This is a genomic window from Candidatus Villigracilis affinis (assembly GCF_016705895.1).
Classification (GTDB): domain Bacteria; phylum Chloroflexota; class Anaerolineae; order Anaerolineales; family Villigracilaceae; genus Villigracilis; species Villigracilis affinis.
In genome coordinates, this window is sequence record NZ_JADJKT010000031.1 from 1 (window position 1) to 16,075 (window position 16,075).

A 16,075-nucleotide genomic window follows, 5' to 3' on the forward strand; every position below is an offset into this window, starting at 1 on the left:
CGGATACGCAATGAAAGAAAGCACGCCCAACACCATCATCATGGTCTCTCCAAATGGACCGTATGTATCCATTGGCTATCACCAAGACATCCAAAAGGAAGTGGATTTGGATTACTGCGAAAAGCACAACCTGCCTGTCTATCGCCGTGAAGTGGGCGGCGGCGCGGTGTTTTTGGATAACGGTCAACTCTTTACGCAGTGGATCTTTCACAAGGAAGATTTGCCTGCAACTCTCGAAGAACGCTTCAAACTTTACATTGACCCGCTTGTGGCGACTTATCAGGAATTGGGTATCCCCGCCAACCACCGTCCCATCAATGACATGCATGTCAATGGCAAGAAGATCGGCGGCACGGGCGCGGCGCAGATGGGCATTGCCGAAATCCTCGTCGGCAGTTTGATGTACACCTTCGACAAGAAGACCATGTCACAGGTCTTGAAAGTTCCCTCTGAAAAAATGCGCGACAAGATCTTTGAGTCGCTTGAAGCCTACATGACCACAATGTCTGAGCAGCTCGGCTCCACGCCCGACCGCGCTATGGTCAAAGACTTATATATGAAGAAAGTCTCCGAAGCGTTGGGCATGGAAGTTTACGAAGGCGAATGGACAGCCGAAGAAGAAGCCATGGCACAGGAGATCGACGCACGTTTCACTTCTGATGAATGGCTATACCAGAAGGGTCAACTCAAACAGCAGGGCGTGAAAATTCATCAGGACGTACATATCGTCGAAGCGGCATTCAAGGCTCAGGGCGGTTTGATCCGCATCATCGCCCGCTTGCGTGAAGGTCGCATTGACGACGTCACCATCTCTGGCGATTTCACCTTGCTGCCCGTCTTCGCACTCGGCGCGCTCGAACAATCCCTGCGCGGAGTTTCTGCCACGCCTGAGAATCTCAAATCCAAAATCGAAGAAGCGTACTATCGCCTCAACATCCAATCACTCCTGGCGTCACCCCGCCGACTTCACAACGGCGATCATGAATGCCGTAACTCCTCCGCAGGAGCCGCGTAGGCAAACAAAAATTATGGCATCACTGAAAGGCCACTGGAACAAAAAATATACTAACACTCCGATTGCACAACTAGGTTGGTATGAATCGAAATCCCAGCCTTCCCTCCAGTTGATCGAGAATTGCGCGGTTTTGAAGGATGCGATTGTCGTGGATGTCGGTTCAGGCGCATCGGCTGTGGTTTCGAACCTGCGGGAAGAGTCGCATTGAGAGCAAAGCTTTGTTGGATCAAGAACAGGCAGCCCGAGTGCATTGGATCGTAGATGACATTACCAATCCATCTGCTGTGCTGCAAGTTCAGAATGTAAAAGTCTGGCATGACAGAGCCGTATTTCATTTCCTCATCGAAGAGCAGGATAGACAAACATATAAAGAGATGTTGAAAAAGATAGTCGTGTCTGGCGGCTTTGTGATCATGGCTGCTTTTGCCCTGAACGGAGCAACGATGTGCAGCGGATTGCCCGTGCAAAGACATAGTGTCGAAAGTCTGCAGGAATTTTTCGGCGATAGTTTCAAACTTATTGAAAGCTTGAACTATACCTTCCACAATCCATCAGGCGATACGCGTCCGTATGTCTATACTCGTTTTCAAAAAATCTAAAAATCCTGAGCCATTGAAAAGGTCTTCAGCCTAATGACAAATTACGGATTTCTTATTGACCAAAGCAAATGCATCGGCTGTCACGCCTGCTCCACGGCGTGCAAGTCCGAGAATCAAGTGCCGCTCGGCGTGAACCGCACATGGGTCAAATATGTTGAAACGGGCGCGTACCCAGATGTGCGCCGCCACTTTCAAGTGACACGCTGCAATCATTGCATCAACCCGCCTTGCGTGCGCATTTGTCCCGTCACCGCCATGTATCAGCGTGATGATGGCATCGTCGAGTTTGACCCGTCCATTTGCATCGGCTGCAAATCCTGCATGCAAGCCTGTCCCTACGAAGCGGTTTATCTCGACCCCGAAACCAACACTGCCGCGAAATGCACTTTCTGCGCGCATCGTTTGGATGTGGGACTCGAACCCGCCTGCGTCGTGGTCTGCCCCGAACATGCTATCCTGGCTGGCGACTTGAACGACCCCGCTTCGGAAATAAGCCGGAAACTGTCCACTTCGAAAGCGACCGTTCGCAAGCCCGAGCAGGGGACGGGTCCCAAGCTGTTCTACATCAACGGCAACGATTGGTCGCTGCATCCTTCTGCTGCGCCTGCGAGCGATAGTTATGTCTGGGCCGACAAAATCACTGAGCAGAATACATCGCCCTATGAACTTCCCGTGTTTCAATCATCAACCAAAAAATCCAAATCTGGTACGCCGCTGCGCGCCTCACAGGAACAGGGACGCCCGCTCAACGGACCCATTCAAATTGGCGGACGTGTTGCCGAGCAAATGGTGCAGACTGCCTATAACGCTCAACACAAGATTCAATGGCATTGGGAACTGCCATCCTATCTCGTCACCAAAAGCATCGCAGGCGGAATCTTCATGTTGTTGAGTCTCGGCTCGATGTTTGGTCTTTTCAACTTTGACTCGGCGACCTTCCTCGCCGCAGGCTTCACCGCGATGGTCTTCATGCTCATCACGACCATCTTACTCATCAAAGATTTGTCTCAACCCAAACGCTTCTTGAACATCCTGCTCCGCCCGCAGTGGAAATCATGGGTGGCGCGCGGCGCGTATATCATGGTCACATTCACGGCTGTGGCTGGATTGTGGTGGCTGCTTGAAGCAGGCGCGTTCTGGAATATCCTGCCTGTAGAGTTTGTCGTAGGTATTCGCCCCATCGCTTCGTGGATCGTCTTCCCATTCGCTTTGGGTGTGGTTATCTACACCGCCTTCCTGCTCGGTCAAGCGGAAGGGCGCGACATGTGGCAGAACAATTTACTGCCGTTCCAACTACTGTCACAATCCATGATGGTTGCAAGCGGTGTGTTCTTCATCCTGAATCTTTTCGTCACCTTCCCCGCTGACCTGACTGCTTTGCTGACCGTTCTCTTCCCTGCCAGCATCGCCATCAACTTGCTGATGACCTTCGCGGGCAAACTCAACTCCTTCCCGACCGACACCGCCATGCTCGCCTCACGCGAAATGACCCACGGCAAATTCCGCAACCACTACTGGTGGGGCGGCATCGCGCTGGGGCATATCATCCCGCTCGCCTTGATGATCGCCTTTGCACCCGCGCTGCCTGTTGCCGTCTCGCCACCTTGGTCGGCTTGTTCTTCTATGAATACGCCTTCGTGATGGCGCCGCAGCATATTCCGAATTCATAAATACAACGAGAACTCATGACAAAAACAAAAGTTCCTCAAACCTCCGCAGGTACCGCAGTACCGCAGTTCACGGACTCCGACCGCAAGCCCATCAAATTGACCGAAGTCGTCCACGAGGATGGACGTATCAGCCAGTATCCACCATCTGATATGTGGGATGAATGGGTGGAATGGGACGGCAAGGAATGGCCCAAGAAAGTTGCGCGGCGTTACACGCTCGTGCCAACCGTCTGCTTCAACTGCGAATCTGCCTGCGGACTTCTTGCCTACGTAGACAAAGACACCTACGAGATTCGCAAGTTCGAAGGCAACCCCGTCCACCCTGGCAGCCGCGGACGTAACTGCGCCAAGGGACCTGCGACTCACAACCAAGTATATGACCCTGAAAGAATCTTGTATCCGTTAAAACGCGTCGGCAAGCGCGGCGAAGGCAAATGGGAGCAAATCTCTTGGGAGCAGGCGCTCTCTGAGATCGCGGAGAAAATGCGCGAGAGCAAGAAGCGCCGCCCGAATGGGATCGTCTATCACGTCGGTCGCCCTGGCGAAGACGGATACACCAACCGCGTCGTGCAGACCTGGGGCATGGACGGTCACAACAGCCACACCAACATCTGCTCATCGTCGGCGCGTGCGGGCTATAACTTCTGGCTCGGGCAGGATCGTCCCAGCCCAGACTTTGCGAATGCGCGAGTGATCCTGTTGATTTCAAGTCATCTCGAAACGGGACATTACTTCAACCCGCATGCCCAGCGCATCATCGAAGCCAAAACGGATGGCGCGAAACTCATCACCTTCGACCCGCGTTTGAGCAACACCGCTTCCATGAGCGATGTCTGGCTGCCGACCTACCCTGGTAGTGAAAACACGATTCTGCTTGCAATCGCGAATCATCTGATCCAAAATAATTTGTACAACAAAGACTTCATGCAGAAATGGGTCAACTGGAAGGAAACACTAAAGGCAGTAGCCAGTGGTCAGTTATCAGTAAACAGTGACCAACTCGCGGCGGAGATTCGAAGCGCGTGTTCTTCATCTAGCATTCAACCTTCAGACCTTCGACCTGTTTCGACCGTTCCGCTCAAAGACCTCTACGCCGAATACACCTTTGAACGCGCCGCAAAGGAATCGGAAGTGCCGATCGAGCGCATTCAAGAAACGGCGCGGCTCGTTGCGAATTGCGAAGGCAAACTTGCCACGCATGTTTGGCGTTCTGCGAGCGTTGGCAATCTTGGCGGATGGCAGGTGGCGCGCTGCCTGCTCTTCCTCAATGTGTTGACTGGCAGTATCGGCAACAAGGGCGGCACTTCGATGACAGGCTGGAATAAGTTCGTGCCCAAGCCGTTCAAGGGCGCGCCCGCTCCTGAAACGTGGAACGAACTGCACTACCCCATTGAGTATCCGCTTGCGCATTATGAGATGTCCATCCTTTTGCCGCACATGCTCGAAGAAGGGCGCGGCGACATCGACGTGTATTTCACGCGCGTCTACAACCCGATGTGGGTCAACCCCGATGGCTTCATGTGGCTCAAGGCGCTCAAGGATGAAGACTCAAAGATCAAGTGTTATGTGGCGCTCACACCCACATGGAACGAGACCGCATGGTTCGCCGATTATGTTTTGCCCACGGGTCACGGACCTGAGCGTCACGACCTGATGAGTCAGGAAACGCACGCGGGGCAGTGGATCGCGTTCCGTCAACCTGTGCGCCGCGTTGCGATGGAACGCGCGGGCATGAAAGTGGACTTCACCTATCAAGCCAACCCTGGCGAAGTGTGGGAAGAGAACGAGTTTTGGATTCAACTTTCCGCGAAGATGGATCCCGATGGTTCGCTTGGCGTTCGTCAATGGTTCGAGTCCCCGTATCGCCCTGGCGAGATCATCACCGTGGATGAATACTATCAATGGATCTTTGAGAACTCCGTGCCAGGTCTGCCCGAAGCCGCCGCAAAAGAAGGATTGACTCCGCTGGCATACATGCGCAAGTATGGCGTGTTTGAAGTGAAGAAGGAAAATTATTCTCCCTTCGACAAAACGCTTCACACTACGCCTGAAACTGGTCTGACCACCGATGAGCATGATCGTGCCCGAGACTCTTCTGGCGCAATCCTCGGCTTGATGGTGGATGGACAACCTAAAGCGGGCTTCGATACGCCTTCCAAGAAACTTGAATTCTTCAGCGACACGCTTTCCAATTGGGGTTGGGCTGAAAAAGAAAACGTCATCCCGTGGACGGTGAAGAGTCACGTCCACCCCGATACGATTGACCGCTCCAAAGGTGAGATGATTCTGCTGCCCAACTTCCGCTTGCCGACATTGATTCACACCCGCTCGGCAAATGCGAAATGGCTGTATGAGATCTCGCACAAGAATCCTATCTGGATGAATCCTGAAGACGCACAACGCTTTGGACTCGAAACAGGCGACCTTGCCAAAGTGGAGACGGAGATCGGTCACTTTGTAGATTCGGTCTGGGTCACCGAAGGCATCAAACCTGGCATCATCGCCATTAGCCATCATTTGGGGCGTTGGCGTTTGCAGGAAGATAAAGGTGTGAGCAAAGGCTCGTCGAATCTTGTAGAACTGCACGAGGACGGCAAAGGCGGATTCCTCATGCGGGTGGTTCACGGCGCGAAGGCATGGGAATCGTCTGACCCCGATACCAGCCGTATCTGGTGGAGCAACGTTGGCGTGAACCAAAACCTCGCCCACGCCGTCCACCCCGACCCCATCAGCGGAGTCCACTGCTGGCTGCAAAAGGTGTTCAGCATCCGCAAGGCAGAACCTGGCGAAAAAGCAGGCGACCTGTTCGTGGATACGAATAAATCCATGGAAATCTACCGCAAGTGGCTGGCAATGACTCGCTCCGCCGACAAGGTCAGCCCCGATGGCAATCGTCGTCCGTATTGGCTGGCGCGTCCGTTGAAGCCGACGAAGGAAGCATATAAGTTACCGAAATGAAAAGGTGCGTCGCACCAGACGGGTTGACGAATCTCCGTCAGCAGGTTAACTCATAAGAGTGGATTTCTCCTCCTGTCTGGTGCGACGCACTCCACGCAACCGCAACGAAAGCCACACGAAGCAGAGTCCGTTGCGGGGGTAGACTCACTCACGGTGTAACAAAATTTCACGAAACAGAATCAGCTTTCGGCTAAGAAAGAAGCGGTTCGTCATCCAGAAAGAAAAATCAAATGGCAGTCAAATCATCCACCAAGGCAAGATCAAAACCGAAAAAGGAAGAAGTACCCGAAGAGCCCGTTTGGACATATCGCGGATATCATCTCAAGACAAGCGAGTTCGTCACGGCAATGGTGCATTTCTTCCGCGCAGAGATACAGCGCGCGAACGTCTGGCGGCAGCGACTCGACACGACGACAAATTGGGCAGTAGTTGCCACAGGTGCGACGCTTTCGATCGCGTTTGGTCAATCAAGCGTTCATCATTCTGTTATTTTATTGAATACGCTGCTGGTCTTGTGGTTTCTTTTTATTGAGGCGCGGCGTTATCGTTATTATGAATTATGGAGCTACCGTGTGCGTTTGATGGAAACGGATTTCTATGCGGCGATGCTTGTGCCGCCATTTCATCCATCGCCAGAGTGGGCGGAGAATCTTGCCGAAAGTTTGTTGACACCAAGTTTTCCGATCTCGGTTTGGGAGGCATTCGGTAGAAGATTGCGGAGAAATTATTTTTGGATATTTCTTATTTTGTATGCCTCATGGGTTGCGAAAATTTGGTTGTTCCCTACCGCGCCTGTAAATGTGCAGCAGTTCATTGGTCGGGCTTCGGTTGGACCTGTTTCAGGTGAGATCATGATCGGGCTTGGTTTTTTGTTTTACTTGTTCCTCACCGTCTTTGCAGTTGCCACAGTTAACATGACGCGCGCCACGGGAGAGGTGCTTCCTCGTTTTGGAGATGAGACTGCGCCTGCCGCCCCATCGCAGGAAGGAAAGCACACTGGCTTGCGTGCATTGCTCGTGCCGCGCAGGAGACGCAGACAATTGCTTGCGTTCATCATTACCGATAAAGCGGAGACAGTTTCAAATAGAATTCTCACCGACCTTAAGCGCGGCGTAACTTCGATGCAAGGCAAGGGCATGTACACAGGCAGGGACCGCTCAATTCTGATGTGTGCGCTGACTATTACCGAGGTGCACAATTTGAAATCGGCCGTTGCAAAGGAAGATCCGCAGGCTGTGGTCATCGTTTCACCTGCGCAGGAAGTGTTTGGCGGTGGTTTTGCTCCTCTGGAAGAAAAATAATGCTCGAAGAAATTTTGCGTGAAAGCTCACGCTATCATGATCATCTTTGTCCGCGCCAGGTGTTGGGCGCGCGCATGGGATTGTATGCTGGTGAACTTCTGGAGTTCGATTTGCCGCGCAAGGATAAGCAATTGCTTGTGATCGCAGAATCAGATGGCTGTGCCGTGGATGGAATCACTGCCGCGACAGGCTGTCGTGTAGGCAATCGCACGCTTCGTGTCGTGGACTTTGGAAAGGTTGCGGCCACCTTTATCGATATCCACACTGAAACATCCATCCGAATTGCGCCTTCGCAGAAGGCGCGTTCTCTTGCGCTTGAATACTCCTCGAATCCGAATACTCGCTGGGAGGCGATGCTGTCGGCTTATCAGGTGATACCTGCGGTGGATTTGCTTGTCTTTCAAAATGTACAATTGGATATTCCGCTTGCGCGTATTTTGAGTATGCCGGGTAAAAAGGTGACTTGTGAGGTCTGTGGGGAGGAAATCATGAACGAGCGGGAGGTCTTAAAAGATGACATGATCCTTTGTCGCTCTTGTGCGGGGGAGGGGTATTATCGGATGTCGGAACCTTGTGCCTCTGTTACGTCGGAAAACCGAACGGCTTGACTAATCATTCTCCAAAGCATATAATCCCGTCATTCAGAAGTAGTAGGTGAAAAAAGCCTGACAGAGAAGGATGTGTTGGTCGAGTGCCGAAGGGATATCGAGACCAAAATGGTGGAAGCATCCGCAGGAAATCATCGCTGAAGTCGTCTGATGAATGTGCCGAAGAAATCCATTGCGAGAGTAGAACGGCACGGGAATGCCCGTTACAGCATGGACTGATGATTGTCAGTCACAAAGCGCACTAAGTCATTAGTGAACTGAGGTGGTACCGCGGAGTAATACTTCGTCCTCATTTTGGACGAGGTATTTTTGTTTTAAAGAGTAGATACGTAAACAAGTATATAAAGAATATGTGCGCATACCTGTTTACCTCACACAAGGAGAAAGAATGACCAGACAGGAACTACCGAAAGCCTACGATTTCAAATCCACTGAGCCGCGCATTTATGCGATGTGGGAAGCGGGCGGATTCTTCAAACCGCACAATGATCCCAACAAGCCAGATTTCGACCCGAGCATTAAACCGTTCGTTATTTCGATCCCTCCGCCAAACGTGACGGGCGAACTGCACATCGGTCATGCCATGTTCGTCAGCGTCGAAGACCTCATGATCCGCTATCACCGCATGAAAGGTTATTCCACCTTGTGGGTGCCTGGCTCCGATCACGCGGGCATTGCCACGCAATTAATGGTGGAGCGTGACCTGCTCAAGACCGAGGAAATCACCCGCGAGGAATTTGGCCGCGAAAAATTCATTGCCCGCACATGGGAATGGAAGAAGAAATACGGCGGCATGATCTACAACCAGATTCGACGCCTCGGCGCTTCCTGTGATTGGGATCGCGAACGCTTCACACTTGACGAAGGCCTGAGTCGGGCAGTCCGAGAGGCATTTGTGCGCCTGTATGAAAAAGGACTGATCTATCGCGGCCCGCGCCTCATCAACTGGTCGCCCGGACTGAAGACCGCCGTCTCAGACCTCGAAGTGGAATACACCGAAGAGAACGCCAACCTGTATTACTTCAAATACATGATCGCTGGTTCGGATGAGTTCATTCCTGTCGCCACCATCCGTCCCGAAACGATTCTTGGGGATACCGCCGTGGCAGTTCACCCTGAGGATGAACGTTTCAAGAAATTCATCGGCAAAAAAGCCATCGTGCCGATCCTTGGACGTGAAATCCCTGTGATTGCCGATGAATACGTCAGCATGGATTTTGGTACGGGCGCGCTCAAGATCACCCCAGGCCATGACCCGAACGATTACGCCATCGCCCAGCGCCACAACCTGCCGATCATCTCGATGCTTGATAAAGAGGCGAAGATCAACGAAAACGGCGGCCAATACAAAGGTCAGGACAGATTCGAGGCACGGAAGAATCTATGGGCCGATATGAAAGCCGCAGGCCTTGTCATCAAGACTGAGCCGTATCGCACCACCATTCCGCGTTCACAGCGCGGCGGTGAGATCGTCGAGCCGATGATCTCCGAACAATGGTTCGTGAAGATCGAAACGCTTGCCAATGCCGGGTTGGATGTTGTGCGCGATGGGCGCATCAAGATCGTGCCTGAGCGTTTTGAGAAGACCTATTTCAACTGGCTTGAGAACATCAAGGATTGGTGCATCAGCCGTCAGTTGTGGTGGGGACATCGCATCCCCGTGTGGTATTGCCCCGAGAATCACATGACCGTGACGCGTGAAGACCCGACCCAATGCGCCACCTGCGGTTCAAAGGAAATTCATCAGGATGAAGATGTGTTGGATACATGGTTCTCGTCTGGCCTGTGGCCCTTCTCCACGCTGGGCTGGCCTGAGCAAACCCCCGACCTGAAATATTTCTACCCGACCTCTTACATGGAAACGGGTTATGACATTCTGTTCTTTTGGGTGGCGCGCATGATCATGACCGGACTTGAGTTTACAGAAGTCCCGCCATTCCATACCGTGTACTTGCATGGGCTTGTCCGCGATGAGCATGGACATAAAATGTCGAAGACCAAAGGCAATGTGCTTGACCCGCTGATCGTGATTGACGAGTTTGGAACAGACGCGCTGCGCTTCACGATGTTGGTGGGTTCCACGCCCGGCAATGACACCAACGTCGGGGTGAAGAAAGTGGAAGCCAATCGCAATTTCGCGAACAAGATCTGGAATGCGGGCAGGTTCGTGATCAGCGCGATTGATGGATTGCAGCCCGGAAGTGAATTGGGTGAGTACACCCTCGCCGATTCATGGATTTGGGCCCGCCTGCAGGGACTCGTCCGCGATGTGGAACGTCAGTTCCAGAACTTCCAATATGGGCAGGCTGGTCAGCAGATTTACGATTTTATCTGGTCTGATTTTGCAGATTGGTACGTGGAAATTGCCAAGCAGGAATTGGCAGAAGGCGGCGCCCGCGCGGCCCGTGCCGCCGATACCTTGGCGCGCGTGTTTGATATGTCTCTGCGTCTGCTGCATCCCTTCACTCCCTTCGTGACCGAAGAGATTTGGGGCCACCTGCACAGCGCCTTGCGCGAATCGCCTTTGAATGAGATTTGCAAAGATTGGCCCAATGCCCTGATTGTTGCCAAATTCCCTGAACCACGCGACCCCGAAGGCTGGGAGGAATCCAAGTTGGCAGAATTTGCGTTGATCCAGGATATTGTCCGCTCGATTCGCAACTTGCGCGCGGAGAAGAATGTGGCTCCCAGCAAGAAGATCGCCGTGAGCATTTCCGCAGGCGCGAAAGCCGACTTGTTGAAAGATCAATCAAAGGCCATTGCTTCACTCGCTGGCCTGGATCTCTCGCTGCTCAATATTCAAACCTCACTGACGGAGAAGCCGAAAGATGCTGTTGCCCTCGTGATCGGTTCCGTGGAAGTTTATATTCCGCTCGCTGGCATGATTGACCTTGCCGATGAGAAGGCGCGCCTTGAAAAGGAACTCAAGGAAGCCGAGTCGCATATTCAGCGTTTGGAGAATCTGCTCGGTGGTGATTTCGCCAACAAAGCGCCAGCCGCACTAGTGGCAAAAGAGCGCGAGAAGTTGAATGCTTATAAAGATACGGCTGAGAAGATCAAGGCACAGTTGAAATAAAAATGATGCAGGGGCACGGCGCCGCCGTGTCCCTGCATCAAATATCACATCACTCGATATTACAAATACCTTTAAACATAAGACGATTGTCAATTGACGTGCAGAATCATGGGGTGTATCTTGATGGGGCAATAAATTCAAACCCAGAAAAGGAATCCCAGATCATGACCATGAAAATCCAAGATGACTGCATCGCCTGCGGCGCATGCGTACCCGATTGTCCCACCGAATCCATCACCGAAGGCGATGGCACCCTGTATGTGATCGACCAAGCCACTTGCGTTGAATGCGAAGGCCACTTTGATTCACCCAAGTGCGTTTCCGTTTGCCCGGTTGATTGCATCGTCAAGGCTGAGTAACCTGCAAGTGGTATAATTTTTACAACAAAATAATAACCTTCGGGGCAGGGTGACATCTGTGCGATGTGCAGGTGAATTCCCGATCGGTGGTAAAGCCCACGAGCCTTTTTGGGCAGTGACAGTTTCTCCGTTGAGAAGCAGGCGCCGCATAAGAAAGCATGACCCGGTGTAATTCCGGGGCCGACAGTATAGTCTGGATAGAAGAAGGTAAAGCAGGCCTGTGCAGGTACTGTGTAGATTCACGCCCCGAAAACGAACGTTGTTTTCGGGCTTTTTTTTCTGGATGTGAATCCGCATCACGCTTCGCGCCGCCCTGGCCTGTTTCACGTGCCCCGCAGTTGATTCTGGCGAGGGCATTTTTTTACCCCGCCTCCTGTGGAAAACTTGCAATGACAAAACTCTTTAACCGTATTCCCTGGCTTGGATTATTTTCCCTCATGGCTGGCTTGCTGGCATGGGAATTGACCGCGCGCTTAAGCGGCCTGCCGCGTTTTATTTTGCCTGCGCCGGGAGATGTGTGGCGGAGTTTCATCAAAGCGCTGACCACAGGGACATTGCTCTATCACACCGCAATCACGCTGACGGAGATCGTGCTCGGTATGCTGGCAGGTGTGACCTTTGCCACCGTGGTTGGCTATTCACTGGCAAAATCGCGCACATTGGAAAAGGTGCTGGCACCATATCTAGTGGCGAGCCAGGCGATTCCGATCGTGGCGATTGCGCCGTTGCTGGTCATCTGGTTGGGAGATGGGATTCTCTCAAAGGTGATCATCTGCGCGTTGATCGTATTCTTCCCTGTGTTGGTAAACACCATCGTGGGGATACGGGCCGTTCCCACTGCATTGTATGACCTGATGAATTCCGTCCGTGCTACGCGGTGGCAGATCCTTTTTAAGTTGGAATTGCCTGCATCTCTGCCGATTCTGCTAGGCGGACTGCGCGTTGGTGCGACATTGTCTGTGATCGGGGCAATCGTCGGTGAGTTGGTGGATGCGCAGGAGGGGTTGGGATATCTGCTGCAACTGGGCGATTTTCAATACGATACGTCCATGGTGTATGTGGCGGTGTTCGTGTTGATCTTCCTCGCGCTGGGTCTGTATGGGATCGTGACCTTGTTGGAAAAAAGATTTTTGAAATGGCAAACGGTTTCGTCCTCCCGATAGAGCATCGGGATTGCCTGTGCTCACTTCGCTGAGGATGAAGGACAAAAAAATATAGGAGACACAATGTTGAAGAAATTAGTTTATCTCATGCTTGGGCTGGTGCTCGGTCTTTCGGCCTGTACCAGCTCACAGGGCGGAAGTGAAGCGGGCGCGCTTCGCAAAATCAAACTGCCAATGGGGTACATCCCCAATATTCAGTATGCGCCTTTTTATGTCGCAGTTGAAAAAGGATATTTTGCGGAAGAGGGCATCGAGATCGAATTCGATTATTCTTTCGAGACCGATGGCGTGGCGTTGGTGGGGGCGGGGGAGTTGCCGTTTGCGGTGGCTTCGGGCGAGCAGGTGTTGCTGGCACGTTCGCAGGAATTGCCTGTTGTTTATGCGTTTGCGTGGTATCAGAAATTCCCGATTTCCATCGTTTCCGCGCCTGAGTTGAATATCAAGCAGCCCGCTGACTTGAAGGGACAGACCATCGGCCTGCCTGGTTTGTTCGGCGCGAATTACATCGGCTTGCAGGCTGTGCTGTTTGAAGCAGGTCTCACGCCAGATGACGTGAAGATGGATGCGATTGGATTCAATCAGGTGGAGGCTTACGCGAGCGGCCAAAAAGATGTTGTGGTGGTTTACACTGCAAATGAGCCGATCGTTCTGGCTTCGCAAAGTTTTGCCCTGGATGAAATGCGTGTTGCTGATTATGTGCAATTGATCGCAAATGGGGTTATTACAAGCGAAATGACGATCAAGAATGAACCTGATCTGGTGCGCGGCATGGCGCGGGCGCTGGCGCACGGCATTGCCGATACCATCGCGAATCCTGATGAAGCGTATACGATCAGCGCGAAGTTCGTTGAGAACCTCGCAGAGCAGGATAAGGCTTTGCAAATGCAGATCCTCATAACTTCCATCGAATTTTGGAAGGCGGATAAGATCGGCTATTCAGATCCACAAGCCTGGGAAAATATGAACAGCCTGTTAATGAAAATGGGATTGATCCCCGAACTGGTGGATCTGACCAAAGCCTTCACGAACGATTTCGTGCCGTAATATAAGACCGATTCCAATTCCTGTAAAACAGGAATTGGAATCGGTAATTGGAAACCATGACCATCAAGCCCATTCTTACTGTTAAAAATATTTCGGCTGTCTTTCCCGATGACAATGGCGGCTTGCTTGCGCTGGATGATATTTCATTCGAGGTGCGCCCGCAGGAATTCATTTGTTTTCTCGGGCCATCTGGCTCAGGCAAGACCACGCTTCTGCGCATCCTTGCGGGGCTTTTACCGCCCACGACGGGGCAGGTGAATTTCATCCGCAATCAGCATCCTGAGATCGGTATGGTTTTTCAGCAATCGAATCTCATGCCGTGGCGCTCGGTGATGGATAATATTAAATTGCCGCTTGAATTGGAAGGAATGGGCGACGCCAAGGCGCGAATCAAAACTCGTGAAATGATCGACCTGGTTGGGTTAAATGGATTCGAGAATTCGTGGCCGCGTGAATTATCCGGTGGAATGGCGCAGCGGGTGGCGATTGCGCGCGCGCTCATCCATGACCCCGACCTGCTTCTGCTCGATGAGCCTTTTGCTTCGCTGGATGCCCTGACCCGCGAACGCATGTGGACGGAGCTTTCGCGCATCTGGCAGGCGCGCCAAAAAACGGTCATCATGGTGACACATTCCATCAACGAGTCGTTATTCCTCGCGGACCGGGTTCTGGTGTTGACCCAGCGCCCCGGTAAAATAAAACTGGACGTGGAGGTTGACCTGCCACGTCCACGCAAGGACGATATCCGCTACACGCCGCATTTTGGGAAACTGGCGCGGAAACTGCGCGAGACCATCGAGTAGTTATTTGACTTGTGGTTTTGGATTGTTGAAAAAAGATACCACATTCGAGACGCCCAATGCCGAAAGGATCACAACCGCTGGCATGAGATCGACGAGATAGCGCATTTGGGAGTCGATGGCCATGTAAGCGCCGCATCCCAAAACGAGACTTAGGATGAAGGGCCAGTTTTTTCCAAAACCTCTGGAAACTCCGAACAATACACCCAAAAGAAGAAATATCTGCTGGACGATGGCAATATAATCCGCCAGGTAGTATCTGCTGTCATATGCTTCATTCACGCTCAGATCGAACCATAAAGGCATGAAGCGATATAAGGAAAGAACCAGATATCGCACGGGGTACTGCTCGATAATCTGCAAGCCAGCTTTCATATATACGCTTTGCATTTGAGCTTCATTTTCCAGACCCGTCAAATTACTGTTTTTGATCAGATTCATGAGCGCGGGATACGCTTCTTTGGCGCCAACGTAATGTGGAGAAAAAGTGTCGTCGGTAATGATGAAATTCATGCGAAAGATGTTGTAGCCCGTCAGTGAACTGCCGATGATCGGCTTTCCAAAGACGAGCGTATTGCGAATGACCCACGGGGAAAAGACAATGGCTACCGTGATTAGAAAAAACAAGGCAGGGATAAGCTGTTTTCCTGAATTGCGCGGACGCTCAACCAGTTTTTTTATCAGAAATGCCAACCCCAGCCCAATGGAGACCCCAAGAAATACAGTTCGTGAGAGCGCAGCCAGACCCATTAAGACGCCAGAGATTATCCAGTCTTTGGTTTTTGACTCTCGAAAACCCTTGAGAAAGAAAAACAAACCAAGGGAAAAAAAGAATGCCGCCGCAAGATCGCCTGAGCCATTATCCACCTGACTGGTGACAGGAATGGATACTGCCCACAAGAACGCTGCCAGCAGGGCGGTTGGGATGCTGGAGTTGTTCTTCTTCAAGATGGCATAGATCACCGGTATGGTTGCCAGATAGAACAGGCTTTGCAGGATCATGCCCGACACTTTGGAAGGGTAGATCAGCATTGCCAGCGCCATGAGCAACACAGGAATCGGTTCGCGCATGGCGGTAGCCTGATTCGTGGAATTGCAGAAAGGAAAGTAATCTGTAGCGCATGCGCTATAGCCTTTCCCATTGATCAGGTTGGAGGCGATTGCCCATGCGCCACCATCACTCGGGAAGATAAGTTGACCGTTGAAATAGGAAACATATGTGGGAATTAGGAATAAAATTCCGATTATGATAATGCCAGTCAGCCATTGTTTATCTGCATGTTCTCGAGAGAAGATGGGTTTGAGGATATCAAGGATGTGAAGTATCCCCTTATGCGGCTTGACATCCTCAAGGGTGTGCGGATTTGATCTCATAACTAAAGTATCCCTGTTGGAGATGACAGGGTGGTGAACGAATATTCCTATCATCTCTTTCTATGTTCAGGCCTCGGGAAATATATGGGAGGCTTTGGCCTGAGGGAA

General features: G+C 51.9%; 13 protein-coding genes and 1 riboswitch. Of the genes, 12 read left to right on the plus strand and 1 reads right to left on the minus strand.

Going from position 1 to position 16,075, the window contains the following annotated elements:
• From IPI86_RS14430 to IPI86_RS14485, 12 genes are all read left to right on the plus strand, one after another.
• Positions 1-1,015, plus strand: a 1,015-nt coding sequence (locus IPI86_RS14430; protein ID WP_345298706.1) for a biotin/lipoate A/B protein ligase family protein, incomplete at its 5' end; no start/stop codon positions are given.
• Between the two features lie 13 nt (positions 1,016-1,028).
• Positions 1,029-1,223: a hypothetical protein gene (locus tag IPI86_RS14435; protein WP_345298707.1), complete on the plus strand. Its 195-nt coding sequence runs from the start codon at positions 1,029-1,031 to the stop codon at positions 1,221-1,223.
• A 13-nt stretch (positions 1,224-1,236) separates the two neighbouring features.
• Complete coding sequence (locus tag IPI86_RS14440) at positions 1,237-1,614, plus strand: hypothetical protein (RefSeq protein WP_345298708.1); 378 nt, start codon at positions 1,237-1,239, stop codon at positions 1,612-1,614.
• 33 nt (positions 1,615-1,647) lie between these two features.
• Positions 1,648-3,255, plus strand: a complete 1,608-nt coding sequence (locus IPI86_RS14445; protein WP_345298709.1) for a 4Fe-4S dicluster domain-containing protein — start codon at positions 1,648-1,650, stop codon at positions 3,253-3,255.
• A 44-nt stretch (positions 3,256-3,299) separates the two neighbouring features.
• The gene (locus IPI86_RS14450; protein ID WP_345298710.1) at positions 3,300-6,242 is read left to right on the plus strand and encodes a molybdopterin-dependent oxidoreductase; all 2,943 of its coding nucleotides are present in this window, start codon (positions 3,300-3,302) and stop codon (positions 6,240-6,242) included.
• Between the two features lie 230 nt (positions 6,243-6,472).
• A complete protein-coding gene (locus tag IPI86_RS14455) occupies positions 6,473-7,543 on the plus strand; it encodes a DUF2270 domain-containing protein (protein WP_345298711.1) in 1,071 nt (356 codons plus the stop codon).
• On the plus strand, positions 7,543-8,151 hold the full coding sequence (locus IPI86_RS14460; protein WP_345298712.1) for an FmdE family protein: 609 nt from the start codon (positions 7,543-7,545) through the stop codon (positions 8,149-8,151). The genes IPI86_RS14455 and IPI86_RS14460 overlap by 1 nt, the downstream gene beginning before the upstream one ends.
• Before the next feature lie 388 nt (positions 8,152-8,539).
• Positions 8,540-11,227 (plus strand): valine--tRNA ligase, encoded by a 2,688-nt coding sequence (locus IPI86_RS14465; protein WP_345298713.1) that lies wholly within the window; start codon positions 8,540-8,542, stop codon positions 11,225-11,227.
• A gap of 164 nt (positions 11,228-11,391) precedes the next feature.
• Entirely contained in the window at positions 11,392-11,586 is a 195-nt protein-coding gene (locus IPI86_RS14470) for a 4Fe-4S binding protein (RefSeq protein WP_345298714.1), read from the plus strand.
• A 31-nt stretch (positions 11,587-11,617) separates the two neighbouring features.
• Positions 11,618-11,799: riboswitch (FMN riboswitch) on the plus strand.
• Positions 11,800-11,975: 176 nt separating this feature from the next.
• The gene (locus tag IPI86_RS14475) at positions 11,976-12,749 is read left to right on the plus strand and encodes an ABC transporter permease (protein WP_345298715.1); all 774 of its coding nucleotides are present in this window, start codon (positions 11,976-11,978) and stop codon (positions 12,747-12,749) included.
• Between the two features lie 63 nt (positions 12,750-12,812).
• Positions 12,813-13,793 (plus strand): ABC transporter substrate-binding protein, encoded by a 981-nt coding sequence (locus tag IPI86_RS14480; protein ID WP_345298716.1) that lies wholly within the window; start codon positions 12,813-12,815, stop codon positions 13,791-13,793.
• A 56-nt stretch (positions 13,794-13,849) separates the two neighbouring features.
• Complete coding sequence (locus IPI86_RS14485; protein WP_345298717.1) at positions 13,850-14,596, plus strand: ABC transporter ATP-binding protein; 747 nt, start codon at positions 13,850-13,852, stop codon at positions 14,594-14,596.
• Here the strand turns inward: IPI86_RS14485 and IPI86_RS14490 are convergent, their stop codons facing one another.
• On the minus strand, positions 14,597-15,967 hold the full coding sequence (locus IPI86_RS14490) for a glycosyltransferase family 39 protein (RefSeq protein ID WP_345298718.1): 1,371 nt from the start codon (positions 15,965-15,967) through the stop codon (positions 14,597-14,599).
• Between the last annotated feature and the right edge of the window lie 108 nt (positions 15,968-16,075).

Excerpts from the sequence above, each read along its gene's own strand:
- IPI86_RS14455 (WP_345298711.1), top strand. The coding sequence starts at position 6,473 with ATGGCAGTCAAATCATCCACCAAGGCAAGATCAAAACCGAAAAAGGAA.
- IPI86_RS14470 (WP_345298714.1), top strand. The coding sequence starts at position 11,392 with ATGACCATGAAAATCCAAGATGACTGCATCGCCTGCGGCGCATGCGTA.
- IPI86_RS14465 (WP_345298713.1), top strand. The coding sequence starts at position 8,540 with ATGACCAGACAGGAACTACCGAAAGCCTACGATTTCAAATCCACTGAG.
- IPI86_RS14480 (WP_345298716.1), top strand. The coding sequence starts at position 12,813 with ATGTTGAAGAAATTAGTTTATCTCATGCTTGGGCTGGTGCTCGGTCTT.
- IPI86_RS14460 (WP_345298712.1), top strand. The coding sequence starts at position 7,543 with ATGCTCGAAGAAATTTTGCGTGAAAGCTCACGCTATCATGATCATCTT.
- IPI86_RS14485 (WP_345298717.1), top strand. The coding sequence starts at position 13,850 with ATGACCATCAAGCCCATTCTTACTGTTAAAAATATTTCGGCTGTCTTT.
- IPI86_RS14450 (WP_345298710.1), top strand. The coding sequence starts at position 3,300 with ATGACAAAAACAAAAGTTCCTCAAACCTCCGCAGGTACCGCAGTACCG.
- IPI86_RS14435 (WP_345298707.1), top strand. The coding sequence starts at position 1,029 with ATGGCATCACTGAAAGGCCACTGGAACAAAAAATATACTAACACTCCG.
- IPI86_RS14445 (WP_345298709.1), top strand. The coding sequence starts at position 1,648 with ATGACAAATTACGGATTTCTTATTGACCAAAGCAAATGCATCGGCTGT.
- IPI86_RS14475 (WP_345298715.1), top strand. The coding sequence starts at position 11,976 with ATGACAAAACTCTTTAACCGTATTCCCTGGCTTGGATTATTTTCCCTC.
- IPI86_RS14490 (WP_345298718.1), bottom strand. The coding sequence starts at position 15,967 with ATGAGATCAAATCCGCACACCCTTGAGGATGTCAAGCCGCATAAGGGG.